General features: G+C 63.6%; 18 protein-coding genes and 2 pseudogenes. 6 read left to right on the forward strand and 14 right to left on the reverse strand.

Features of this window, described 5'->3' with window-relative positions; all coding sequences use genetic code 11:
• Positions 1-256: 256 nt before the first annotated feature.
• Complete coding sequence (locus W823_RS53315; RefSeq protein ID WP_031333411.1) at positions 257-1,552, forward strand: uracil-xanthine permease family protein; 1,296 nt, start codon at positions 257-259, stop codon at positions 1,550-1,552.
• 10 nt (positions 1,553-1,562) lie between these two features.
• Here W823_RS53315 and W823_RS57920 read toward each other — a convergent pair whose 3' ends face one another.
• The 4 genes from W823_RS57920 to W823_RS53330 form a co-directional block, all read right to left on the reverse strand.
• Positions 1,563-2,354 carry a hypothetical protein gene (locus W823_RS57920; RefSeq protein WP_152538184.1) on the reverse strand — a complete coding sequence of 264 codons (792 nt, stop codon included), beginning with the start codon at positions 2,352-2,354 and terminating at the stop codon, positions 1,563-1,565.
• Positions 2,344-4,320, reverse strand: coding sequence for a hypothetical protein (locus W823_RS53320; protein WP_023962480.1), 1,977 nt, complete (start codon positions 4,318-4,320; stop codon positions 2,344-2,346). Before W823_RS53320 ends, W823_RS57920 begins: the two co-directional genes overlap by 11 nt.
• Positions 4,321-4,636: 316 nt before the next feature.
• A complete protein-coding gene (locus tag W823_RS53325; protein ID WP_031333412.1) occupies positions 4,637-4,963 on the reverse strand; it encodes a hypothetical protein in 327 nt (108 codons plus the stop codon).
• Between the two features lie 114 nt (positions 4,964-5,077).
• Positions 5,078-6,607, reverse strand: a complete 1,530-nt coding sequence (locus tag W823_RS53330) for a glycosyltransferase family 39 protein (protein ID WP_023962486.1) — start codon at positions 6,605-6,607, stop codon at positions 5,078-5,080.
• An 84-nt stretch (positions 6,608-6,691) separates the two neighbouring features.
• On the opposite strand from W823_RS53330, the gene W823_RS53335 reads away from it, so the two are divergent.
• The 3 genes from W823_RS53335 (at position 6,692) to W823_RS53345 (ending at position 9,606) form a co-directional block, all read left to right on the forward strand.
• Positions 6,692-7,405 carry a hypothetical protein gene (locus W823_RS53335; RefSeq protein WP_023962488.1) on the forward strand — a complete coding sequence of 238 codons (714 nt, stop codon included), beginning with the start codon at positions 6,692-6,694 and terminating at the stop codon, positions 7,403-7,405.
• 147 nt (positions 7,406-7,552) lie between these two features.
• Positions 7,553-7,873: a hypothetical protein gene (locus tag W823_RS57925; protein WP_152538185.1), complete on the forward strand. Its 321-nt coding sequence runs from the start codon at positions 7,553-7,555 to the stop codon at positions 7,871-7,873.
• A 14-nt stretch (positions 7,874-7,887) separates the two neighbouring features.
• Positions 7,888-9,606, forward strand: a complete 1,719-nt coding sequence (locus tag W823_RS53345) for an alpha/beta hydrolase (protein WP_023962493.1) — start codon at positions 7,888-7,890, stop codon at positions 9,604-9,606.
• A gap of 44 nt (positions 9,607-9,650) precedes the next feature.
• On the opposite strand, the pseudogene W823_RS53350 reads toward W823_RS53345, so the two are convergent.
• Positions 9,651-12,696, reverse strand: a pseudogene (locus tag W823_RS53350) (RND family transporter).
• Between the two features lie 152 nt (positions 12,697-12,848).
• On the opposite strand from W823_RS53350, the gene W823_RS0130805 reads away from it, so the two are divergent.
• Both W823_RS0130805 and W823_RS53355 read left to right on the forward strand, forming a co-directional pair.
• Positions 12,849-13,340, forward strand: a complete 492-nt coding sequence (locus W823_RS0130805) for a PaaI family thioesterase (RefSeq protein ID WP_081729945.1) — start codon at positions 12,849-12,851, stop codon at positions 13,338-13,340.
• 82 nt (positions 13,341-13,422) lie between these two features.
• On the forward strand, positions 13,423-13,989 hold the full coding sequence (locus W823_RS53355) for a TetR/AcrR family transcriptional regulator (protein ID WP_023962497.1): 567 nt from the start codon (positions 13,423-13,425) through the stop codon (positions 13,987-13,989).
• 30 nt (positions 13,990-14,019) lie between these two features.
• Here the strand turns inward: W823_RS53355 and W823_RS53360 are convergent, their stop codons facing one another.
• The 9 genes and pseudogenes from W823_RS53360 to W823_RS0130810 all read right to left on the reverse strand — a co-directional run bounded on the left by W823_RS53360 (position 14,020) and on the right by W823_RS0130810 (position 24,237).
• Positions 14,020-15,600, reverse strand: a complete 1,581-nt coding sequence (locus tag W823_RS53360; RefSeq protein WP_023962499.1) for an FAD-dependent oxidoreductase — start codon at positions 15,598-15,600, stop codon at positions 14,020-14,022.
• The gene (locus W823_RS53365) at positions 15,600-16,541 is read right to left on the reverse strand and encodes a diiron oxygenase (RefSeq protein WP_023962501.1); all 942 of its coding nucleotides are present in this window, start codon (positions 16,539-16,541) and stop codon (positions 15,600-15,602) included. Before W823_RS53365 ends, W823_RS53360 begins: the two co-directional genes overlap by 1 nt.
• Positions 16,542-16,640: 99 nt before the next feature.
• Positions 16,641-19,352: a fumarate reductase/succinate dehydrogenase flavoprotein subunit gene (locus tag W823_RS53370; protein WP_023962502.1), complete on the reverse strand. Its 2,712-nt coding sequence runs from the start codon at positions 19,350-19,352 to the stop codon at positions 16,641-16,643.
• Positions 19,353-19,360: 8 nt separating this feature from the next.
• Positions 19,361-20,139: pseudogene (locus W823_RS53375) on the reverse strand (ABC transporter ATP-binding protein).
• A complete protein-coding gene (locus W823_RS53380) occupies positions 20,136-20,993 on the reverse strand; it encodes an ABC transporter permease (protein WP_023962508.1) in 858 nt (285 codons plus the stop codon). Before W823_RS53380 ends, W823_RS53375 begins: the two are co-directional and overlap by 4 nt.
• Positions 20,993-22,432 (reverse strand): ABC transporter substrate-binding protein, encoded by a 1,440-nt coding sequence (locus tag W823_RS53385; protein ID WP_051406692.1) that lies wholly within the window; start codon positions 22,430-22,432, stop codon positions 20,993-20,995. The genes W823_RS53380 and W823_RS53385 overlap by 1 nt, the downstream gene beginning before the upstream one ends.
• 46 nt (positions 22,433-22,478) lie before the next feature.
• Positions 22,479-22,706, reverse strand: coding sequence for a ferredoxin family protein (locus tag W823_RS53390; RefSeq protein WP_023962513.1), 228 nt, complete (start codon positions 22,704-22,706; stop codon positions 22,479-22,481).
• Between the two features lie 5 nt (positions 22,707-22,711).
• Positions 22,712-23,452 carry a GntR family transcriptional regulator gene (locus tag W823_RS53395; RefSeq protein WP_031333420.1) on the reverse strand — a complete coding sequence of 247 codons (741 nt, stop codon included), beginning with the start codon at positions 23,450-23,452 and terminating at the stop codon, positions 22,712-22,714.
• A 170-nt stretch (positions 23,453-23,622) separates the two neighbouring features.
• On the reverse strand, positions 23,623-24,237 hold the full coding sequence (locus tag W823_RS0130810) for a DUF998 domain-containing protein (protein WP_051406693.1): 615 nt from the start codon (positions 24,235-24,237) through the stop codon (positions 23,623-23,625).
• Positions 24,238-24,272: the final 35 nt, after the last annotated feature.

The following is a 24,272-nucleotide window of genomic DNA, read 5'->3' on the forward strand; positions in this document are numbered from 1 at the left end:
CTCGGCTGTGTTTCCTCCGGCTTCGTGTGGTTCCTCCGGTTGCAGTCGGAGCGTGTGGCTGGAGTCGGAGGTTGTGGGGCTTAGTTGTGGGCGCCGGCCGCGTTCCCTCCGGTTACGTGCACTTCCTCCGATTGCAACCGGAGCATGTGACTGGAGTCGGAGGAACTGGAGCCCGAAACGAGAGCCGAGATCGGGCAGGCCGCAACTCACAGGTCAATGCACCGTTGTCACCGACCGATGCCTCAGACTGGTGGCCATGCCGAACGAACATCTCGAGAAGAAGTCGCAGTCGTTCTTCAGCTGGCAGGTGGCCGGCGATGGGGACGTGGTGGCTCCCCATGAACGACTGACCTGGCCCAGGACTGTGGGCATCGGCCTGCAGCACGTGGTGGCGATGTTCGGCGCGACCTTCTTGGTCCCGGTGATCACCGGGTTCCCGCCTGCGACGACCCTCCTCTTCTCCGGAATCGGCACCATCCTGTTCCTGCTGATCACGCGCAACCGGCTGCCCAGCTACCTCGGTTCCAGCTTCGCGATCATCGCGCCTGTCCTCGCCGCGACTGCATCCAACGGGGAATCCGCAGCGCTCGGCGGCATCGTGGTGGTCGGTGCATTGCTGATCATCATCGGCGTGGTGGTGCAGTACGCCGGCACAGGCTGGATCCAAGCGTTGATGCCCCCTGTGGTGACCGGGACGATCGTCGCTCTGATCGGGCTCAACCTTGCCCCGACAGCTAAGGCGAACTATGAAAAAGACGCCATCACGGCGACCGTGGTGCTGGTTCTGCTGATTGCGTCACTCATCCTGTTCCGGGGACTCCTCGGACGACTCGCCATCTTCACCAGTGTTGTGCTCGGCTACCTGTTCGCGCTGGCGAGAGACGAAGTGGACACGAGCAAGATCGGATCGGCAGATTGGGTTGGGCTGCCCGACTTCACCACTCCGACATTCCATCTCTCGGTGCTACCCATGTTCTTGCCGGTGGTGCTGGTGCTCGTTGTCGAGAACATCGGGCACGTCAAGTCCATCAACACCATGACAGGCCTCAACTACGACAACCGCATCGGCCGCGCCCTGGCCGCAGACGGTGTTGCCACGGTGCTCGCCGGGAGTGGCGGCGGTTCGGCGACAACAACTTACGCCGAGAACATCGGCGTGATGGCGGCGACGAAGGTCTATTCGACAGCGGCATACTGGGTCGCCGGGGTTGCAGCCATCATCCTCGGAATGTCGCCCAAGGTAGGTGCCGTGATCGCGGCGATCCCGGACGGTGTGCTCGGTGGCGTCACCACCGCGCTCTACGGCCTCGTCGGCATCCTTGGTGTGCACATCTGGGTGACCAACAAGGTCGACTTCTCCAAGCCGGTCAACCAATTCACCGCAGCTATTGCCCTGGTGATCGGCATTGCCGACTTCTCCTGGGTCATCGGCGACCTCAGCTTCGGCGGTATCGCACTGGGTGCCGTTGCAGCCCTGCTGATCTACCACGTGATGCGCGTGGTTGGTGGCTGGCGGGGGACCGTGGTTGTCGACAAGGCCGACGAAGGTTGATCGGCGCCGATTATTCGGAGTTGGACGGGCCGATCCATTTCGGATACTGGACTTCTCCGGCCGCCGCGGGTGCAAGCCCCGGTAGCTGAACACTGTTGCGTCCCGGGTCCTGTATGGCCTCGGGAAACACTGATTTCCACCACGCCGTGCACTGTGCGGGGAGGGTTTCGCCCCGAAGCCCCCGCGATTCCGTGATACGCCATGATCCGAAGATGTTCCAGCCGGGGATCTTCCCGACAATTCCTTCTGAGTTCTTACCCGTGTCGGGAATCCCAGGACGTCCAACTGGTCCATCGTGTTTCACAAGAGTAACTGCTTCTCCCATCCCGAGATATCTCAACGGCATGGAGGGCGTGGGCAGGAGTCCGTACTCGCAGATCTTTGCCGACACGCGTGAATTATCATTCGTCAGTTCGACGACGTGGTAGAAGAGCGACTTCAGATTAGGTGCACCTGGTCCGAGGTCGGGTGGCGCGTAGGCTGCCGCTATTGCTTGTCGTCTCGGGTCATTCTGCGCAGGGAGAGGTTCGCCCCCAAGCGCATCGAGGTACCCGGGAAAAGATCTCTTGACGCCAAAAGCCTGGGCCATGTAGCCAGCTTCGACGGTCCCGCGCACGAGTTCACCAGCGCGACTGAACAAGTCGATGCCCGCATCGGCCGACCAGACGCTGGCCCAGAAGGCGTCCTCTTCCTGAACTGGTATGGGGCTTGATGGCGGCGAGCCCTCTTGCGACCCGAGAGAGCAGGACGCGAGGAATAGGCATCCCGCCAGAACGATTGCTTTGATTACGTTATTTGTCATCTTTACGGTAGATCACCACATCGTCATAGTTGTCACGGTATTTGGTGGCATCTTCGCCGTTGTTCAGTCGGGAAAAGATCGTCGCGAGCGCATCGTCCACGTCGTCACGCTGGTAGGTTCCCAGGAGTTCGGCCGATGACCTGATTTGGCCGTTCGCATCGACGGCCCACGCGTACTCGCCGACGACGGACGGAGCTAGCGGGCCGGCCGCATCGAGCACGTTCCAGTAGTTCGCATTGAGCCTGGGGCCCAGGGGCTCAGGAGCATCAGTGTCGACTCCGTTGGTCGGCGCGGGACCCAGCATGGCGTTCTTGAGCGAATCTCCACCGATCGCGAGCGCTGCGGATGCCTCATCGCTTCCCACGGGCAGATGGCCGAGACCCATGTCGAGGAGATTGGTTGCTACGTTGAACGACTTCTCTTTTCGTTGGTAAGCCTCTTGCGTGGCCTCGTTGCCGTATTCATCCTTCGCAGCTTGATAGGTTCCCTGGTCCACCAGACCCGCGAGCCGGCCGGCGCCGATCAGTTTAGAGCCAGAATCGGGGGCGTCGGGATCGTTTCCGTAGCCCTGTTCAAGTCGGACTTGCTGGTTGAGGGCTGCGCCGTCGAAGAGTTCTCCGGCGGACTCGTCGGTGTTCATCAATGCAAACACATTCGCCGCGCCGACAAACTTACCGGTGCCATCGTCAGCCCAATCAATGTTGAAGTCGGGGTGTGCCCCAGAGCCGGCCATGTCCGTGATGTAGGGCGTCATACTCCTGGAAAGTGTTTGTAGCAGTTCGGGATTCATTTCGCCAACAGACTGCCCATCGGTTCCCGGGATTGCCGAAACCAGCTTCCAGGCGTCGTTTGTGCTGGACGCCCGGGCGACTGCTTCCATGATGTCGGCGGTCCGAGTCGACGTCGCGACGTCAACGGCATCGTTCGGATCTCCTACTTCGAAGTCATCGGCACCGAACCGGAACAGACTGCTTACTGCGCTCCCGTTGTCTGACCACTCGTGCGTCTGAATGTCGCTTACGAGTTGCATACCGTGTTCTGGATCGGTTACTGCCTCAACAACCGCGATCTTGTCGGCGGCGACGGCAGAGAAGATCGACTCGGTAATTGGCTTACCAGGATCGATGACTCGACCGTCGACTTCAAGGGAAGTTCCGACAGCCTGTTCGGCCTGTACTTGCGCATGTAGGTACACGGCTCCGGCGTCCAGTAGTTTGGCGTCGAGATCACTCCCGGATTGATAGGCGTCGTCAGCGGCGACGGCAATCTCGGCAATGGCTTGGTTATCGGCCACCCCGTTCAAGATCAGCTTCGGGCCAGCGGGATTGGAACCAGGGGACCCGGTGCCTGTTTTGGCGCCCTTGACGACCAAATCTTCTCGAGTCAGGGATGCGCCGATCTGTTTCGGCAGGACCGCAAGTCCACCGTTGGTGGGTACGTCTCTGTCGCCGCTGACACTGGCGGTGACGTGGCTGTTGGAACCGATCTGCAGGGCGTTGGCGAATGCGGTGCGCGCTTCAGGTGGCATCTTGTTCATCAGGTCGCGTATCTCTTGTGGGTTCTTACCGTCGAGGGATCGTGACAGCGCATTGATGTACTCCATCTGCGATGCCGGGATTGCCGCAGTATCTCCCGCCTGTAAGGCCGCGATCTGTTCGGGTGTGAGGGATCCGGCCTCCTTCAGCCGCTCCAGCTCCTGGGGGCTCAAGTTTCCGGGTTGGTCGGCAATCCGCTTGCCGTCACTTTCGCCTTGTTCCTTGGAGAGGGCCGCAGCGTCAATGAAGGTCGCAATCAACCCTGAGCGGAGACCGCGCAGGGACGTTTCGGTGCTCAGATCTGCGTTGTAAGCAGCCATTGCAGCGTTCTTGATCGCCAGCTGCCAGTCATCAAGAGCCTGTTTGCGCTCGTCTGACGGCGGTCCGACGAACGTGTCCGTCAACACGAGGTTTTCGTTGACCTTGAACAACGCGTTTTCGGCGCCGTTGATGGCGAGCTTTGCCGCTTGAACGGCGGGTCGGTGGCGTAAAAACCTTGCTCCGCAGTACTTGCGAGTTTTTCGAGTGCGTCGACAACGGTGATCGCCGTTCGCCGATCGCCGGTTGCACGATTCTGGGTGGCCTCTGCCGTGGTGCCTTCCCAGATCCCTTCATTCACACGCGTGACACTCGTGACGTACCTGTCGAAAAGGCTCTCGATCGAGGTTCCCATTGTCCTCCATGAACCGGCCAGGGTCAGCAGCTGGCTCGGATTCCAGGACTCGATCTGAGAGCGGGTGAGTCCGCTCAACGACCGTCCTCGGTATTCCAGTCTCCGGTCGCATTGGTATAGGTCGTCGCCAGTTTTTCGGCGTTCGAATCGTCTTGCCCTCGAAATTGGACTGCCACGTTCGACATGATCTCGCCGGTCTCGTTGAGGCGTTCTGCGATCGTCGGAATCAGCGATCCTTCGACAATTTCGGAGGAAATGTTGATCGCTTCGTTCACTGAACGCATGGTGCTCGCCCCCGTGGCTGAGCCGCTGATCTTGAGCTCTGAGGCTTCTGACCCGAGTCCGTTCAGCGTTGTACCCAGCGCTGTCAGCTGGCTGATATCCGCAGCAAAGTTACCCATCGCGACCCCCGACGCTTGGTGATGCAAGTACACGTGGCCGACGAGCAGACCGAGTGTTAGACGACACGGTAGCGCACCCGGTTCCGCGGGCCCCGAGACGTCAGGTGCCAGTGCTCAACGCACCGACTTCGTCACCTGACTGATGTTGAATTGCCAGCGTTCGACCACGTGGAAGCCCATCCGTGCAGGCACGCGGTAGGCGATGGTCGGGCCCAGACGGGGACCGGGGTCGAGCGCCGGACCCTCATCGTGCGCCGACAGGCTCTTGTCTTTCTCCGAGATGATCCAGATGACGGTGCATGCACGAATCTGGTCACGGCGTAGGTGAGGTGCCGCATTGGTGTCCCAGAGCAGTCCCTCGGGCCGGGCTCGCTGCCACAACCCGACATCGATCAGGCCCCGATATGCCTCTGGCCGCGCGGCGAGCAGCGGGCGGATGGGGCCGGGCTCCCACGAGACGGTGTCGTCGAGGAGTAGGCAATCGCCAGACGAGGCCTGCGCCCCGATGAGGTCGGCGACCTGGCTGTAATCCATCTTGAACTTGGCGTAGTCACCGCGCTGATCGATCCAATTGGGAGTCGCGGCGATCGCCATGACGACGAGCACGGCGGCGATGGGCGCGGGCTTCTGCGCAATGGCCACCACACAAGCCCCGATCAGCAGAGCCATCGCAGGCGCTGTGAACGACAGATACCGATCGACGTAGATGGGTTGCGATATCAACGAATACAACAGCAACCCGACGGTGGGGACCACGATCCACACGATCGAGAGGACAGCCACCGCGCGCATGCCGCTGGTCGCGACGCGCTCTCGCCGGGCGAAGAACAGCACCACAGCGGTGCCCAACAAGAGAAATGCGACCACCGCGAAGGCGATCGAGAAATCAAAGTACTGAGTCAGCAGGACATTGCCGAACACACGCTCGTCGAGGGGATCGATCCAACTGAGCTGAGTGGACTTGGCGCGCATGAAGGCGAGGTAGGGGCTGAGCAGAACCACGGCGAGAACGGTCGACAGGCCCCAGGCACGGAGCTGACTCCGGTTGTTGCCGAGCATGATCAGGGCGATGAGATGAACCGGGACCAGCAACAGCAGGTGAATGTTGACAAGAACCGACAGCACCACCAGAACCGCATACAGCAGCCACCAGGACGTGGCCCCACGCCGAGTGGCCACGAACAAGACGATGGTCAGCCACGTCGACACCACGATGGCCAGGGCGTAAGGACGAGCCTCGATGCCTGCCAACGTGACCCGCGGCAGGATCGCGAAGACGATGCCGGCGGTAACGCCGACGGCTCGGCGAGAGAGCAGTTTGCCGAGCACCACCACGCCAGCGCCGGCGACAGCGATTGCGACGGCGCTGGGCAGCCGCGACCACGCCTCCGATTCTGGGAAGACGGCGAACCAGCCATGCATCAGGACGTAGTAGAAGGTGTGGGCGGAGTCGGTGGACGAGACGAGATCGATCAGTTCGGAGATCGAGCGGGTGGACGCCGAGATGGTGGCCGCTTCGTCGTACCAGAAGGACGGATTGCCGATGCCGACGAAACTGACCACAAACGCAAGCAAGGCAACGGCGACCGCGTCCACGTTCGGGCCGACCCGAAACCTCGATCTGCGTGACTCGGCCGGGACCACCGTCTGATCGTTCAGCGCTGTCTCCTCACCGGGCCTGTTGACGCGGTCGAGCGTATCTCAGCGTGACCGCTGTAACTTCTAGCCATGTCGTTCCTCGAGGGCCTGGTAGACGACACCAGGTTGCCGATGTTGTTGCTCTTCGCCTCGTTCATGATCACGTTTGTGGTCACCCGGACCATCACCCGGATGATCCGCTCCGGGCGCGGACCATTCCACGACAACGTTGCAGGCGGCGTGCACATCCATCACGCGGTCCCCGGGATCATCTCCACGATCGGTGGGGGATTCCTGTCGGTGGCTGTCCACGGTGACTCACCATGGGCCGAGGTCAGTGCGGTGATGATCGGGGTCGGATCGTCGCTTGTGCTAGACGAGTTCGCCATGATCCTGCACCTGCAGGATGTCTACTGGTCCGCGGAGGGCCAGCTGTCCGTGCAGGTGGTCGCGTTGACGGGCTCACTCCTCGGGCTGGTGCTGCTCGGCATCGATCCCGTCGTGTCCAACGTCGGGACACCAGGCCACTTTGTCCTGCTCGGCACCATCCCGTTTCACATCCTCGCCCTGTTGTTGTGTGTCGAGAAGGGCAAGTACCAGACGGCTGCCATCGGCGCGTTCATACCTCCCGTGGCCTGGATCGGCGCAGTTCGTCTCGCCAGGCCGAAGTCGAGGTGGGCGCGCAAACGGTATTCCGGCGTCAAGCTCGGTCGCGCGCAGCAGCAGGAGAAGAAGTTCGACGAGACCTTCGGGCGATGGGGCCTCGACATCGAAGACCTGGTGGCAGGCAAACCGTCGGCTTGACGAGGTTTCTTGCAGGTGCCCTGCCCGCTGGCGACTGACCGCGTTTGTGGTCGGGGGTTGAGCAGTGCGGCCACCGCTCCGTCTGGAACCGTCGAGTTCGAGCCAGCGTCCTAACGCCACTGGGTTCGGGCGAGGTTCGGGGGAACTGTGGGGAATCAATCACGCACTGATGTCGATACGATCGGCCTTGCGCGGTGGGGTAGGGAAGCGGCGCTTCTGGGCGAAGACCTGGCCGCGGCCTTGGATCGATCGGGACGGCACATTGCGATGTGCGCCAACGGGTTCGGAACCTCGACGCAGACGGAGTTCGTCACCTACGTGACAACACTCGATCGGCGCGCCGGCGAGATGGTGGGAGCGCTGGAGGGGCTCGCGGCAGGCCTGGCGGGCGCCGCGGCGTCGTATGGGTCGGTCGATGACTGCGCGGCAGGCACTTTCGAACAATCCTCGACCGGGCTGCGGCTGTAGAGGGCGGCGCAGTCGTGGATCTCACCGACATCGACAACTGGGACACTGCCGCACTCGACGGTTTGGTCGCAGAACTCAACGGCCGCTTCACATCTGTGATCGACGCCGACGCAATGTTGCGCAAGGTGGCGGCGACTCCTGGGTGGAAAGGCGAAGGAGCAACCGCGGCCGGCGGATCGTTCCGATCCGTGTCCACATCACTCAACGATGAGGCAGCTGCGTTGGGCGCGGCATCGGAGTTGGCCCGCCAGACGAGTACCGCCGTCGGAGAACTGAAGTCAGCGTTGACGCTACTTCGCGCCGACGCATCCGATGCAGACATGGTGATCCATCCGCCGCCGACAGTCGATGACGTCTCACAGATGGACATGACGGGCGAGGAACCGACAGAACGGGAGAAGACGAAGCAGCACCTCATGATCCGGGCGCGAGCGCTCGTCGTCCAGGCTGAGGACATCGACAACGACACAGCGACTGTCCTGCGCAAGATCGTCGCCGGCGAGATCGCCTATCCCGAGTTCGGCTCGCTCACAGAGGCGTTCGAGTCCGGCCGGGCAGGTGCATCTCTGACTGCGCCCACCTGGCCGAACATGGACAAGAAGTCGCCCGAAGAAATCGACGCCTGGTGGCGGGCGCTCCCGGAGGCGCAGAAGCAGCAGATGATCGCGGAGCATCCGGGGCTGATCGGCAACCTCGACGGTGTGGACGCCTCCTCGCGCGACGTCGCCAACCGGATTGCGCTGGCGGCGCAGACGCAACGAGTGGAGGCCGAACTCGCAGCGCTCGACAGGGCGTACATCGGCGCTCGGGGTCAGTACGCACTCGCCTCAAGGCTGGCAGCAAAGCGCGAAGAACTCGACGGCTTGCGCGCCATCAACACGGCACTGGGTGGGGACTACCGCGTTGATCAGAACGACACCGGAGCGCAAGCGTTCCTGCTGACCTTTCAACCTGACGGGAAAGAGACAAAAGCCGCTGTCGCGGTGGGTAATCCGGACAGAGCGCGTCATGTCAGCGTGACCGTGCCCGGGGTGAACACCGAAGCGAAGTCGATCGGCACCATGACAAGCGAGGCGGGTGCCTTGCGGCGCGAAACCCTCGGCATCCTCGCCTCCACCGGCGGTGAGGGAGAAGCTGTCTCGACCGTCGCGTGGATCGGATACGACACCCCCGACGTCAACGACGGTGCCCCTTGGGAAGCACTGGGGGATGGCAAAGCAAAAGCCGGAGCAGACAGCCTCGCCGACTTCACCCGCTCGCTGGGCCTGACCAGCGACCATCCGGAGGACGAGCAACACTTGGTACTCAACGGACACTCCTACGGATCAACGACGGCGTCGCTGGCCCTGCAGGGTGGAGCGCACGAGTACGTGGACGACACCGTGTTCTACGGGAGTCCTGGTGTGTACGCGAACACGTCATCACAATTGGGACTGGAGTACGGGCATGCGTATCTGATGAACGACCCCGACGACAGGTGGATCAATCTCGCTGCCAGCGAGGGTGTTCACGGATCCAACCCGTTTGCCTCGGACTTCATCCAGTTGTCCACCGAAGAGCGAACGACTGCGGACAACGTGCACCGCGATGGGGTGGACAGCCACGGTCAGTACTCCCGGGCCCAGGAGGATCAGGGCATTCCGGGCACCCGCGAGAACCCACTCCGCGTCAGCGGATACAACTTGGCCGCGATTCTCGCGGGCCGGCCAGAACTCGCCGACAGGGCTGAGTGATGGACGCTACGCCGAAACGCCCACCACCCAGAAGCGGCGGGCCGTCATACCTTCGCAGGCCACCAGATGCGGTTGCCGATCGCGGCCATCGCGGCCGGTACCAGAATCGACCGAACCACCACCACGTCGAGGATGAGTCCGACGCCCACGGTGAAACCGAATTGGAGAAGGTTGATCACGGTGGCACTCATGAGGGCAAACATCGTGACGGCGAAAACGACGCCGGCCGTGGTGATCACCCCACCGGTCGACCCGAAGCCTCGGATGATTCCGCCGATCATCCCGGTCTGGGATTCCTCACGGATCCTGGATGCAAACAGCATGCTGTAGTCCGCGCCGACGGCCACAAGCGCCATGAACGCCAACGGAATGACCGACCAATCGAGGTCGATGCCCAGTCCGTACTGCCAGAACAGGATGGACAACCCAACGGTCGCCGCAAACGACAACAGCACGGTCAGAACCAGCAGTAATGGCGCGAGAATGCTGCGGAGCAACACGACAAGGATCAGGAACACCGCCAGGATCGCGACCACGGCATACAGTGCGAAATCTCTGTTGACCTGATTGTTCATGTCGGCGGACAACGATGTCAGGCCGGTCGAACTCACCTCGGCACCGTCGAGAACCGTTCCGGTGGTTGCCGTCCGGGCAGTGTCCGCGATGTCGTGCACCGTGCGGATCGCGTCATGGCCGTACGGGTTGATGCTGCGCACCACGAGCATCCGCGCGGTCTTGCCGTTGGGTGACAGCAGGAGTTTTGTGCCTGCCACAAATCGCGGATCTTCGAGACCCTGTGCGGGAAGGTAGAAACCAGCCCCCGGGCCCGACGTCGTGTCTCGAGCCATCGTCTGCAAGTAGCCGCCGGCTTCGCCAAGCCCGGCGGTGAGTTGCCCTGTCAGAGCCACGGTTTTGTCGGTGCCTGCCTTGACCTGGCGAAGCCCCTCGGCCAGCTGCGTCATACCCGTCGACAGTTCGGTGATGCCCGCCGTCAGGGCACCCAGCTCGGTACGCAGCTGCTCCGGTGTCTTCCCGCCGAGCCCGTCGAGGAGAATCTTGACTTGACTCAGCCCGGTCTCGATTTCAGGCAGCAAAGCCTGTGCCTTGTCGATGACCTCGCCCGGCACACCTGACAAGTTCACGGCCTGCTGCAACGTCCGCGAAGCGTTCCCGCCCGTCGCCTTGTCGAACAGGCTGAACGCCGACCGCGCCGCCAGGCACGCAGGGTCGGCCTGGCACTGTGCGTCAGGCACCGTCATGAGCATCGGGCCGAACACATCGTCGAGCTGCTCAGTTGCAGCCAACGTCTGCGAATTGCTCGTCGAAACTGCTGTGACCAAACGACCCACCGTCTCGGCGAGGGTTCCGAGCTCAGTGAGTCCCTGGGGTAGAGAGAGGCGGCCATCAGAAGCGATCGCCACTATTCGGGACGCGGTGTCCACTGCGTCGAGCACACCGCCGGCCAGTCCCACAACCTGATTGGTGCCGTCCACCAAGAGTGGCAACTGTCCCAACGCGCTGTCGGCGCCATCGCGAAGTGCTGTCACCCCGGATGCCAGTCGTTGCAACTCTGGTGTGGCCTCGACCATCTGCCGATGGGCATCGTCGAGCCGATTGCCGACCTGCCCTGCCTGATATCCGGTGGATGCTTCGGGAATCGGTGAGCCGTCAGGTCGCGTGATCGACCGGACATAGGCGATGTCTGGCAGCTTCGACACCGACATCGCCACGAGTTCGAGCGTCGCCAGATCGTTGGTGTTACGCATGTCGTGGTCGGCACGGATAATCAGGTACTCGGGCAGGATCTCGTTGACGCCATAGTGTTCGAGCACCTTGTCGTAACCGCGCGTGGAGTCGTTGGCGTAGAGCTGAACCGACTCTTCGTCGTAACTGACGCGCAACAGGGGAACCATCGCTGCCAACGCGATGAGAACCACCATCGACACCGCCACCAGCGGGCCCGAGTGTCGAATGATCGTCGCACCACGTCGGCGCCATCGGCGCTCGGTCGATGCCTTGGGTTCGATGTGACCGCGACGCCCGGCCACGGACATCAGCGCGGGTGTGAGGGTCACCGAGATCGCCATTGCCAGCAGTACCCCGATCGCGGTCGGCGGGCCCGCAGTCTTGAACATCCCGACCTCGGCGAAGATCATGGCACCCGCAGCAGCAGCGATTGTCAGGGCCGAGGCAACCAGGATCGGGGAGACCCGTGCGCTTGCGGTCGCAACGGCAGTGTCTGGGTCTTCACCAGCGCGCCTGGCGTCGTGATAGCCCGCGATCTGAAAAATCGCGTAGTCGGTTCCGGCGCCTAGTACCAGCGCCGTCATGATGGCAATCGAGAAGTTCGAGATCGACATCAGTTCATTTGCGCCGAGGTACGAGACGATGGGCCGCACGGCGCCGAGTCCGAAGCCGATGGTCGCCAACGGGATCAGGGCTGTGATCAGTGATCGGTAGGCGATCAGCAGCATCAACGTGATCAGCAGTACCGATACTCCCGTGATGATGAGCAGCGACAAATCGATCGAAGAGAAGAGATCGGCAAGGGTGGGCGAGGCGCCCGTGTAGTACACCGACAGCCCGTCGGGTTTGGGAATGGAGTCGATCGTCGAACGGATCGCGACCGTGCTGTGGTGTGCACGCGTGCTGCCGACGTCGCCTTCAGCGACCACCAGGACGTTGACGGCCTTACCGTCCGGACTGAGTGCGGCGGTGCGGGTGGCGGGATTTCCGTACATGTCTAGGACGTAGGCGACGTTTTTCGTGATCACCGGACAGAAGCTCTACGAGGCGGCGGTAGTAGTCATCATCTGCTGTGGTGATCCCGCCGTCATCAGCCAGAACCACACTGCCCACAGCGGTCGACGCGGGAGCGCCGAAATCCGTCGACATGTCGCGCAGCGCGTCGACGGACGGCATGTGTTCGGGCAGGAACGCGGCCGATTTCTCCGACACGGTCTGCTCTATCTGAGGGACTGCCAGGTTCAGCCCGACCACCAACGCAACCCAGAAGCCGATCACCCACCACCTGCGGCGTGCGCAGAACGCGCCGGTGTTCCGGAAAAAGGCGTTGGGACCGTGTGACATTGCGGGAGACCTCTTAATAAGTCAATGACCGTTGTTATGTTGTATGGCATAGTAGAGCACGGAGGACGCCGGATCGGAAGTCCTCGTTTGGGCGACCTGCTCGTCGATCAGGGACAAGGGAGAACAAAGTGGCGAACGACAACTTCGCAGAAATGACCGGACTGGAAGTGCTGCAGTGGATCAAAACCGCTGACTTGCAGGACGTTCCATCGATCGGGCGGCTGCTGGGCATGAAGTTCACCGAGGTGGATCTGGGCAAGGTCACGGTGGAGCTCACCACCGCGCCAGACTTCGCCAATCCACTCGGGAGTGTGCATGGGGGTATCGCGGCGACCCTGCTCGACTCAGTGATGGGTTGTGCCGTGCACACAACTCTGCCGGCGGGGGTCGGGTACACAACCTTGGAGTTGGGCGTGAATTACATTCGCTCGGTGTCGACGCAAGGCCGCACGCTGACAGCGACCGGCGAGATCATCCACGTGGGCAAAACCGTTGCGACAGCTCAGGGAAAGGTGCACGACGACGAAGGGCGTCTGGTCGCGCACGCGACCACGACGTGCCTCATCCTGACCCCGAGGAACGAATCTGAACCGAGCGGTTCGTCTGTGGCAACCGCCACCGGCGGGCCCGACCTGCCGTCCTGACAGACGTGTTCAGAACTCTGCGCCGTAGCCGTTACGTAGTATTCATTACGACATATGGCTGGCTGCGTCGCGGAGGAGAACAGTGGAGCGTCAGGGCACGCGTGAACGGATGCTGATCGGCGCCGTCGAGGTGATGCGTGAGCGTGGAGCCGCCGGTGTCACCGTTGATGCGGTGCTCGAACGCAGCGGATCGCCGCGTGGCTCGGTGTACTACCACTTCCCGCAAGGGCGTCAGCAGATCGTCGCCGAAGCGCTCGACTATGCCGGCACCACCATCAACGGCGTCATCGAATCGGCTACCAAGCGCGGCTCCATCGCTGCCATCGACACCTTCGTTCGCTGGTGGACCGATCTGCTCGAGACCAGTGACTTTGCCGCGGGATGCCCGGTTGCTGGGGCCGCGGTGGGCGCGGGCCCGGCCGACGCCGAGCTGGGGGAGGCGGCGGCGCGCTGGTTCAACGCGTGGATGCTCGGGCTCGAACGGGTGATCGTCAACGAAGGTGTGTCACGAGCCCGCGCCAAACGTCTCGCCACATTGACTCTTGCCGCGCTCGAAGGCGCGGTGATGTTGAGCAAGTCGACCAGATCGACAACTCCCCTCAAGCACACGGCAACCGAGTTGAAAGCCCTGCTGAAAACGCTCACCTGAACTCGAGGTCTCGGCAGGACCGACGCTCACTCACCGCTTGCGTAGCCCCGCCGCCTTCACCATGTCGGGTACAGACGTGAACTTCACCCGCGGGCGGTTGAGCTCTTCGCCTCGCCGCCGTTCGGCGCGGTCGATGGCTCGCACGCCCCGGTAGCCGATCACCGGAGCCTTGCGTAGGCGCAGCAGTGACTCGAAGTGCTTCTGGCCGTGTGATCGACCGGACAGCAGGCCCTTTTCTGCGTCGATCAAGAATTCGTCCACCGTCGCTTCGGCGCACACCTTGTTGACCCCGATGCCACCGGTGGGCCCACGTTTTGCCCAGCCGAGCACATAGCTGCCCGGGATGACGTGGCCGTTCGTGTCGAGAAGGCGGCCATCATCATTGGGGAACACGCCGCGTTGCTGGTCGAACGGCAGGCCGGCGATCGGGGTGGAGCGGTAGCCGATGGATCGCACCACGAGGTCGGCAGCGATGACGTGGGAAGTGGCGCCGGTACGAACCCGGACGCCGCTCACCCAGGAGTCGCCGAGAATCTCCTCGGGAGCCGAGTGAAACCGGAAAACGATGCGACGAGCGGTCGGGTCGGCCACCCCGCTGTCGTCGGAGATGACGCCGGGATCGTTCTCCACCACCACGTCGACACCTGGAATGGAGTTCAGCGCTCGATATTCGGCCGCGGAGTAGGCAGCGCCGGCCTGGTCACGGCGGCCAAGGAGCACGACCTCGCGCACATTTTGGCGTCGCAAGACCTCCAACGCCCGGTCGGCGATGTCGGTGGTCGCGAGAAGTTCGGGAGGCGATACGAGGATCCGGGCCACGTCCAGTGCCACGTTGCCGGTGCCGACAACCACAACGCGTCCGGTGTTGTTGTGGCGCAACACCTGGGCATCGGCGATTGCCGGTGCGGCGTTGTACCAGGCAACCAGATCGGTGGCCGAGGTCGAGCCGTTCAGGTCTTCGCCGGGGATGCCGAGCTGCCGGGAGTCGCTGGCTCCCACCGCATAGAAGACGGCGTCGAAATGATCGGCCAGTTCGGCGGGTGAAACCTGGCCGGCGGCAGTGTCTTCCCCGACCTCCACGTTGGTGACCAGGGTGACCCGCGGGTCGCGGTACAGGATGTCGAACCCTCGCAGCACCTTCTTGGTACCGGGGTGGTCAGGTGCCACGCCGGCGCGCACCAGGCCGCCGGGCGTGGGCAATTTGTCGATCACCGTGATGTCAGCGGTGGTGCGGTCCAGGAGGCTGCGCAACGCGTAACCGCCGGAGGGGCCGGTTCCGACCACCGCAATACGCTGGCCTGCAGGCAGTTTCGGGATGACAGGGTAGGTGATCGGCGTCCACCCGGAGGTCACGTCGGTGTTGTCGCGGTAGTACGAGGCGTTGATGTCGATGAACACCTTGTCGCGGGTACCCAGCTTGTCGGCGGGGTAGATCGCGTCCACGGGGCAGGCGTCGGCGCAGGCGCCGCAGTCGATACAGGCTTCTGGATCGATGTGCAGGATGTCGGAGCTGCCGAATCCGCGTTCCTCCGGTGTCGGGTGGATGCAGTTGACCGGGCACACGGACACGCATGCTGCGTCGCTGCAGCAGGTCTGGGTGATGACGAACATCAGAGCATGTGGACTTTGCGATAGACGCGGGCAGCGGGTTTGGTGAGCAGACCCGCCTCGTCCAGGAAGCTCATCAGGTGTGCGCAGCTGCTTCGGACCATCGAGTGGAAATGTTCGTTGGATCGGCGGGTGGCAACAGCCCGTTTGGCGTCGAGGCCGGCGTCGGCGTACGCCCGCGGACGGATCATGCTCGTGAAGATGAACGCGGCAGCGATGGACACCACCAGTGCGCTCCACTGCCGGCGCAACCAGCCGACACCCTTCATCGCATCCCGGACCTCTTCGCGCGCGAACTTCATGTGCCGCGACTCTTCGAGGACGTGGATCTCGTTGACGGTGCGGATGAATGGAAGCACCTTCTCGTCACGCATGCAGCCGCGCTGGAAGACGTCGAGGATCTCTTCTGCCACCAGGATTCCGGTGTACGCGATCTCGGAACGCGCCGTGCGCATGAAGACCTTGCCCATCCATCCGACGAACTTGGATGGGTGGTAGGACTTGCCAACCATCTTCTGCGAGGCCTTCGCGAACATGATCGAATGCCGGCATTCATCGGCGATCTCGGTGAGCGCGAACTGGAACTCCGGGTCGTGGTAGTCGCCCAGGTACTGATCCCGGATCACCATCTCTTGCAGAATCATCTCGAACCAGATGCCGATGTTCATGATCGACGCGAACTCGTGTCGGGTCAGTGCCACGCGCTGCGGTTCGGTCAGCTCATCCCAGTAGTCGGTGCCGTACAGCGACGACCATTCGGGACTGCATCCGTATTTGTCCGGGTCCATCGGCTGGTCCCAATCGATCTCGGTCATCGCGTTGCGCGAGAGTCGAGCCGCCGAGGCGAGCAGACGCTTGGACACTTCGTCGGTGCCCTGATCGTGCATGCTCACCACGTTGTCGTGGGTCGACTGGTGGTGCGCTTGCGCCGCGTTCACAGACATCGGAGAACCTCCACAAACTAAGACAACGGACATTGATACGACAATGTGCGTTGTCACGCTAACACGGAGGTGCGTGTCTGGAAAGGGTCGCGACCGAAATCAGTGCGCGGCGACCACTCGCCGGACTGCGGCGCGCACGTCGGCATCGGTGTCGTCGGCAGCCGCGTCGAGCACCAATCGGACCTCGGGATCGTCGGACCAGTGGCTGAGTGTGAGGGCGGCGGCCTTCCGCACGTCGTTGTGGGGATCGGTGATCGCGGCCGACAATACTGCGATCGCCGCGGACCCCGGCGCCGAGACAAGGCCTCGCGCCGCGCCGACCCGCACCTGCCAGGCGGAGTCCTTGAGCGCTTTGACCAGCAGTGGACCGTCCACGGGAGCTTCTCCCAGGCGAGCCATCGCTTCGAATGCGGCCGCTCGCACCAGCGGATCGATGTCCTGGGCGAGAACGCGGACCGCCTCGGCGCCCTTGGTCCCGACGGTCGCGAGCCCCGCGGCCACGGCGATGCGGACCTCTCGGTTGACGTCGCCGACAGACTCGGCGATCAGCGCAGATTCGTCCAGTGACACCAGTCCGCGAACGGCCTCGATGCGCACGCGGTGATCGCTGTCGGCGAGCGCGGCGGCGAACGTCTCCGCGGGTGCCGCGCGCAGGGCGCGTAGGAGGTCGAGGACCGTGGCCCGCACTGTGGCATCCACCGAGGTGAGCGTCGCGTGGAGGATCGTGATGAACTCATCGGTCGCGTCGAGCACTTCGACCAACTCTTGCAACCCCTGCGCGGCGAAGCGACGCACCTCAGGAGCCACGTCACTCAGCGCGTGTGCGATTGCGACATCAAAACCCTCCGGGGTGTTCTCGGTGAGGACCGAGATGGCGGTCTTCCGCACGGTGGCGTCGTCGTCGGCGAGGTACAACTCGAAATCGTCGATACCGGCCGATCCCATCGCGAGCAGTTCGACGATCCGCGGCGAGGCCGCAGCAACCGACTGGCGGTCTTCGACACGCGCGAGCGCACGGACCGGACTCTCCACGCCCGCATGGGCAGGCCCGGTGACCACCTCGGGCTGTTCGATGGCGATGACGGAACGATCGGCGGGCGGGATGTGGTCGAGACCGTCCACCGGTACGAAGTAGGGCTCGACCGGCCGGCCCAGGAACTCCATGTCACCTGCGGCGTTTTTCCGGACGTTGAGGTGGTAGCCCCACCGGTCATCCTGTCGCTCGGGGATGTCGGCCCGCTCGTGATAGAGACCCCACCGACTTTCGGTGCGTGTCAACGAACTCCGGGCCGCCAGTTCAGCGCAGTCGCGGATGAACGACACCTCGGCGCATCGCATCAGCTCATGCGGTGTGCGCCCGCCCATCTCGTCGATCTCACCGCGCATCCGCTCGAATGACTCGATGGCGATGGCCAGTTTGTTCGCGGACTTCGGAGGTGCGACATAGTCGTTGACAAAGCGACGCAGCTTGTATTCCACCTGGGGCTGTGGGGGTCCGTCGGGGTGCCTCAGCGGCCGGTAGATCAGGTCGTGCGCCTCGGCGAGCTGGTCGAGTGGCAATGCCGTCGGCATCGCGCGGTCCCGTGCGGTGTCGCTGGCGTGCTGACCGGTGAGCTCGCCGTACACGAAGGCGCCGATCATGTAGTTGTGCGGTACGCATGCCAGATCGCCTGCCGCGTACAGCCCGTCGACGGTGGTGCGGCCGTTCTCGTCCACCCACACCCCGGATGCGGAATGTCCGCTGCACAAACCGATCTCGGAGATGTGCATCTCGATGTCATGGGTCCGGTAGTCGTGACCGCGGTTGGCGTGGAACGTGCCACGGGTCGGCCGTTCGGTGGTGTGCAGGATCGATTCGAGTGCATCGAGTGTCTCGTCGGGCAGGTGGCTGACCTTCAGATAGATCGGCCCGCGGGCTGATTCGATCTCGGTCTTCACCTCCGCCATCATGTCGCCGGACCAGTAGTCGGAGTCGACGAATCGCTCACCTTCGGCGTTCACCTGGTAGCCGCCGAACGGGTTGGCCACGTAGGCGCAGGCGGGGCCGTTGTAGTCCTTGATGAGTGGGTTGATCTGGAAGCACTCGATCCCGCTGAGTTCGGCGCCCGCGTGGTAGGCCATCGAGTACCCGTCGCCCGCGTTGGTCGGGTTCTCGTACGTGCCATAGAGATAGCCGGATGCCGGTAGCCCCAGCCGCCCGCACGGGCCGGTCGCCAGGATCACTGTCTTGGCGGCAATCTCCACGAATTCACCGGTGCGCGTGTGCAATGCAGCCGCGCCGACGGCCCGGCCGTTCTCGGTGAGCACGCGTACGGGCATCAGCCGGTTCTCGATGGTGATGTGCTCACGCATGTCCCTTTTGCGCAGCACTCGGTAGAGAGCCTTCTTGACGTCCTTGCCCTCGGGCATGGGGAGCACGTACGAACCGGAGCGATGGACTCGGCGAACCGCGTACTCACCGTGTTCGTCCTTCTCGAATTTCACGCCGTACTTCTCGAGGCGCCCGATCATCGCGAAGCCACGAGTCGCCGTCTGGTACACGGTCTTCTGGTTGACGATGCCGTCGTTGGCCCTGGTGATCTCGGCGACGTATGCCTCCGGCGTTGCCTTGCCGGGGATGACGGCGTTGTTCACGCCATCCATACCCATGGCAAGCGCACCCGAGTGCCGCACGTGCGCCTTGTCCAGCAGCAACACCGATGCGCCGTTCTCCGCGGCGGTCAGGGCTGCCATCGTCCCGGCGGTGCCGCCGCCGATCACCAAGACGTCGCATTCCCGGCGATCGCGGTCAGCTATGTTCGGGATGTCCATGTGGTCCTTCAGTTCTCGAGTGCGGCGGTGATCCGCGCGCGCAGTTGGGCGGTCGCCGTGGCATCCCGGTGGTCGGGGTCGCGCGGACGCGGCACGTCGACGATGTCGCGGACCGGGCGTCCGGCGCGCCCGAACACCACAACCCGGTCGCCGAGCAGCAGCGCCTCGTCCACGTCGTGGGTCACGAACACCACGGTCGCGGGATGCGATGCCAGCGTGTCGATCAGCAACGCCTGCATGGTCGACCGGGTCTGGGCGTCGAGCGCGCCGAACGGCTCGTCCATCAGCACCGCCCTCGGTGCACCGGCCAGTCCGCGGGCGAGTTGGACTCGCTGACGCATACCGCCCGAGAGCGACTTCGGGAGGTAGTCGGCGAAATCGGCCAGCCCGATCTCGTCCATCCACCGCTCCGCCTGAGCCTTGCGGTCTCGACGCGGCACCCCGCGGAGGGTGAGCGCAAGCAGGATGTTGCCGCGCACGGTGCGCCACGGGTGCAGGGCGTCGTCCTGGAAGACCATGGCCCGATCACGCGAGGTCGTGCGCACGGGCTCCGCGTCGGCGAGCACTCGGCCACCCGATACGGCCAACAGTCCGGCAATCGCCCGCAGCACAGTGGATTTGCCACATCCCGACGGACCTGTAAGGACCAGGATCTCACCCGGTTCGATGGTCAGGTCGAGTCCGTCCACCACGCGTCGCCGCCGTAGTCGAGTCGTACATCGTCGAGTTCGAGACGAAGACCTGTTGTCGGGATCAGGGCGGTTGTGGAGTTGACGGTGCTGGTCATCGGGTCTCCTGAGCTCGGGGGAGCCACCGGGTCAATCGGCGGCCGATCAACTCGATGCCGCCCGAGGTGAGGGCGCCGAGGATGCCGATGGTGAGCATGCCGACAAACACCTGTGGGTAGTCCACCACCGTGTACGCCTGCCACGTGCGGTAACCGACACCGAGCCGGCCGGAGATCATCTCGGCGGAGATCAGGCAGATCCACGCCACGCCGATGCCCACCGACAGTCCACTGAAGACGCCGGGGGCGATGCCGGGCAGCACCACTCGCAGGATCACGTCGCGCTTGCGTCCGCCCATGGTGAGCACGGAATCTTCCCAGATGGTCGGCAGTGCCCGCACCGCGTGCCGGGTGGCCACCGAGATCGGGAAGAACGCGGCGACGAACGTGATGAACACCATGCCGGCTTCGTCGGTCGGCAATACCAGGATGGCCACCGGCACCAGGGCGATGGCGGGGATGGGACGCAGAACCTCCGTGAGGGTGCCAACCGTGTTGGTGGCAATACGAGAGCGGCCCAACAGGATTCCGACCGGAACGCCGACTCCGACGGCGAGTGCGAAACCGGCGCCGATCCGGATCAGCGACTGACCGAGGTCGAGGTAGTACTCCTCGGTGCCCAGACTTGTCCAGAATGCCTGCGCGATGTCGGTGACCGACGGCACCGTGTCGAACCGGGCCCACAGGACGACGTCGGCGGTGGTCAGGAACTGCCAGAGTCCTGCGGCGGCAACGAGGACCAGGATGCGAAGTGGCCAGACGGTCAGCCAATGGCTTCTGCCCCGGGCAGACTTCGGTGCTGTCACTGAACGTGTCTGGATGTCCAGCTCCGGGGTGACGGTGGCGGTGGCCATCAGATGACCTCCGCGACAGCCTGATCGTACGACGCCGGTACAGCCCCGGGATGGGTCTTGATGTACTCGTCGGCACTGTCCTGGGTGGTGAACGGCACGAACTGTGTTCCGTCCCGCAGCCACACCGCCTTGTCGGCAAACCATCGGGTTCCGAGCAACGGGTCCGAGATATACGCTGCACGAACAGATTCGCCTTGGGACTGGGCCTGCCGGATTGCTTTGAGCAGGCATGTCGGTCCGGCCGCCGGCTGCGTGTTGTCGCTGCCGTCGAGCCACAGTTCTGCTGCATCGGCCGGGTCGACGTCGGTGTTGCACACCGGGTCACGGCCACGGATCTGCGACGCATTCTGGGTGGATGCCAGTGACTCAGCGTAGTTCTGACCGGTTGCGGTGAATGCCTGCTCCAGGGGGGCGGTGTTCACAAACGTGTTGAGGTCGAGCTCGTGTTCGAAGCTGCCGATCGACTTGAGGTAGGGCTGGTCGCCCCGAAGCGCCTCCACCAGTTGTGGTTTGACTGCAGGGTTGAAGTCGGTGCCGCCGGGGCCGTTGTAGAGGTAGACCACCTCGGCGGGCAGGCCGCTGTCCTTGGCGACCAGATTCGCAGCGGCGAGCGGAGCGTCGATCAGAGACTTGGTGGAATCCAGTTGTGCCTGCAGGAAGGCGGCCACCACATCCGAGTGCTCGTCGGCGAACGCAGATCGGGCAACAACACCGTGCAGCGTGGGAACGCCGAGCTGGGCGCCGTCGTACAGGAGCCGCGCCTTGTCCTGGAACACCAGCAGACCCGGCCAGGCGACGAACTGTGCCAGCGCATCGACCTTGTTCGATTCGAGCGCAGACGCGCCGACCTGGGGCTGCTGATTCTGCACGTTGACGGCGTCGTTGGGGTTGATGCCGATGCGGTCGAGCGCCTGGACCAGGGTTCCGTGTCCAGCCGAACCGACGCTGGCCGAGACGCTCTTGCCGCGCAGATCAGCGATGGTCGTCGCATCTGAATCAGGAGACACCACAACCATGTTCAGTGAGCCCCTGGGGCTCGAGCCGGTGACCGACAACATCTCGGTGCGTGTTGCGTCATTGGCGTTCGCCCGCGACCCGTTGATGAGCAGCGGGTAGTCACCCATCGACCCGATGTCGATCTTGCCTGCGATCATCCCGGTGGTGATCGGAGCGCCGGTGTCGTAGTCCTGCCATTCGACGCTGTACTTCTGGCCGGTCCGCTCGGTCACCTCCTCCAAGCGCTTCTCGAAGTTTCCCTCGGCGCGAAGCAAGGTCCCGGCCGTCACGGTGTTGATGGTCTTGGACTGGTACCCGACGACCACGCGAATCGCATCGCTGTCACCGGAACTGTCGAGTGAACAGGCCGCTGACGTCAGCACGATTGCAGAGGCGGTGAACAGCGTGCCCAATCGGGCACGTCGAGACGCGGTTGATCTCATCGAGGTTTCCTTGTGGTGCGAAAGGTGTTGGGCTGGTGGGAATGAGTCAGCGGAGCAGGTACGGCATGTTCACGGTGACCGCTCCCGTGGGACACCGAACCGCGCAGGGGCCGCAGTACCAGCATTCGTCGACATGCATGAAGGCCTTGCCGCTCTCGGGATTGATGGCCAGTGAATCAAGGGGACACACCTCGACGCAGAGCGTGCAGCCCGTGATGCACAGGGATTCGTCGATGGTGACCGGGACGTCGGCTCGGGCGTTGACTTGGCTCACTGGTACTACTCCTGTGTTCGGCGGGCTGTGCTGCGCAGACAGACTCGGTCGCTGCGCATTCGGATGTATTCGAGATCGACGGGTCGGTCTTCGGCTTGTAGGTGGGTGAGTCTTTCGAGCAGCAACATGGCTGCGCCCGAGGCGATCTCGAGGTGGGCCGCAGAGTGTGGGTCGGCGTTCACCGCTTCGACGGTCATCGTGGCGCGGCCCAACCTTTCGCCCGCGATCTGCTCGAGCAGGGCGAAGACGTCATTGTGTTCCAGATCGTGCTGGATCAGCGGGATGCCCAGGTCGGGAACGAGATAGGTGACGTCGAGGCTGATCGGTTCGTCATCGAGAAACCGCAGCCGTTCGATGTAGACGGCCTGCTCACCGTCGTCGAGTGCCAATTTGCGTGCCACGGCGCGGGGAGGGTCCACCAAGGTCGCCACTTTGACGGTGTTGCGGACTTCGCCGTGCATGAGGAACGTCTCTTTGAGCCCTTGCAGGGCGTCCAGACCGTGTTCGAGTTGTCGCGCCACCACGTGGGTGCCGACACGAGGAGAGCGTTCGATGAGTCCTTCGTCTCGCAGGATGGTCAGAGCATCACGGATGGTGTTGCGAGATACGCCGAAGTCGGCGATGAGGGTGGGTTCATCAAGTGATCCGGCGACGTCTCCGTCGTGGATCTGGCGCCGCAGAACATCGGCGACCATGCGCGCGTTGTCGGCACGTAGTCGCGTGCCGCCAGGGGGCCTCATCTGCATGAATGGCACCATAACGCCCGAATTTCGGGGTCCGGCCTGGCCGAATGCGCCGCTGTGGTCGGCCGTTCGGAATGCGCCAGGTGCCGCCCGGTCGACTGCGCCGTGACCTGGGCTGCTGCGGCGCCGAGGGGCCAATTCGCCACCTAGGCGAGCCGGCCGGGGGATTTAAATCAGCGGGGTGTAAACGTTTCGGTGGGAGTGGCCCGCGGGCCGTTCAACCCACTCGCACCCGCGCTGACCTGCGTTCCCCGGCGCCGCAGATCGATGGCCACCACCAGCGGCCACAGCATCTCCGCGGTGAAGTTGATCCTCTCGGCGAGCCCCAGCCGGTCGCCTCCGCCGGTCTCCAGAACCGTCCACCCCAGCACTGCGCACAGGATGAGCGAGGCCGTCGCCGCCACGGCCGGTCGAATCGTCAGGGCGACAGACGGTGCGCGCGAGATCGCCAGCAGAGGCCACAGGCAGAACAGGACCGCTGAACCTCCGGCCGCGAGGAGATGGAACGTGGGTGCGACGTCCACCGGTGACAACGCCACGGCGATCCCACACGCGCCCGCCCCCGCCAACGCGATCCGCGCCCGTCTTCTGATTCCGGTCAGACCAGCGCTCGTAACGATCTGGCAGGCCCCGCTCAGGGCGATCCCGACAGCCATCACCCAGCCGCCGCCGGAGATTGTGGCCAGGTCGCTGAGTGTCTGTTTCGTGGCGTCGTATTCCTCGCTGATGATCATCGCGGCAACCACCGACGCGCCGATCAGCAGGACGGGAGCAGCGGCAGCGCTCACGAGTGCCCAGAGCGGTACTGTCGATCGTCGTACTC

The sequence above is a fragment of the Williamsia sp. D3 genome (genome assembly GCF_000506245.1).
GTDB classification, from domain to species: Bacteria; Actinomycetota; Actinomycetes; order Mycobacteriales; family Mycobacteriaceae; genus Williamsia; species Williamsia muralis.

What these genes read in the sequence shown, in the direction of transcription:
- W823_RS53395 (WP_031333420.1), bottom strand. Translation starts at nt 23,452, where the DNA reads ATGCAGATGAGGCCCCCTGGCGGCACGCGACTACGTGCCGACAACGCG.
- W823_RS53325 (WP_031333412.1), bottom strand. Translation starts at nt 4,963, where the DNA reads ATGGGTAACTTTGCTGCGGATATCAGCCAGCTGACAGCGCTGGGTACA.
- W823_RS53380 (WP_023962508.1), bottom strand. Translation starts at nt 20,993, where the DNA reads ATGGCCACCGCCACCGTCACCCCGGAGCTGGACATCCAGACACGTTCA.
- W823_RS0130805 (WP_081729945.1), top strand. Translation starts at nt 12,849, where the DNA reads ATGACCGGACTGGAAGTGCTGCAGTGGATCAAAACCGCTGACTTGCAG.
- W823_RS53315 (WP_031333411.1), top strand. Translation starts at nt 257, where the DNA reads ATGCCGAACGAACATCTCGAGAAGAAGTCGCAGTCGTTCTTCAGCTGG.
- W823_RS53335 (WP_023962488.1), top strand. Translation starts at nt 6,692, where the DNA reads ATGTCGTTCCTCGAGGGCCTGGTAGACGACACCAGGTTGCCGATGTTG.
- W823_RS53360 (WP_023962499.1), bottom strand. Translation starts at nt 15,600, where the DNA reads ATGTTCGTCATCACCCAGACCTGCTGCAGCGACGCAGCATGCGTGTCC.
- W823_RS53370 (WP_023962502.1), bottom strand. Translation starts at nt 19,352, where the DNA reads ATGGACATCCCGAACATAGCTGACCGCGATCGCCGGGAATGCGACGTC.
- W823_RS53365 (WP_023962501.1), bottom strand. Translation starts at nt 16,541, where the DNA reads ATGTCTGTGAACGCGGCGCAAGCGCACCACCAGTCGACCCACGACAAC.
- W823_RS57920 (WP_152538184.1), bottom strand. Translation starts at nt 2,354, where the DNA reads ATGACAAATAACGTAATCAAAGCAATCGTTCTGGCGGGATGCCTATTC.
- W823_RS53385 (WP_051406692.1), bottom strand. Translation starts at nt 22,432, where the DNA reads ATGAGATCAACCGCGTCTCGACGTGCCCGATTGGGCACGCTGTTCACC.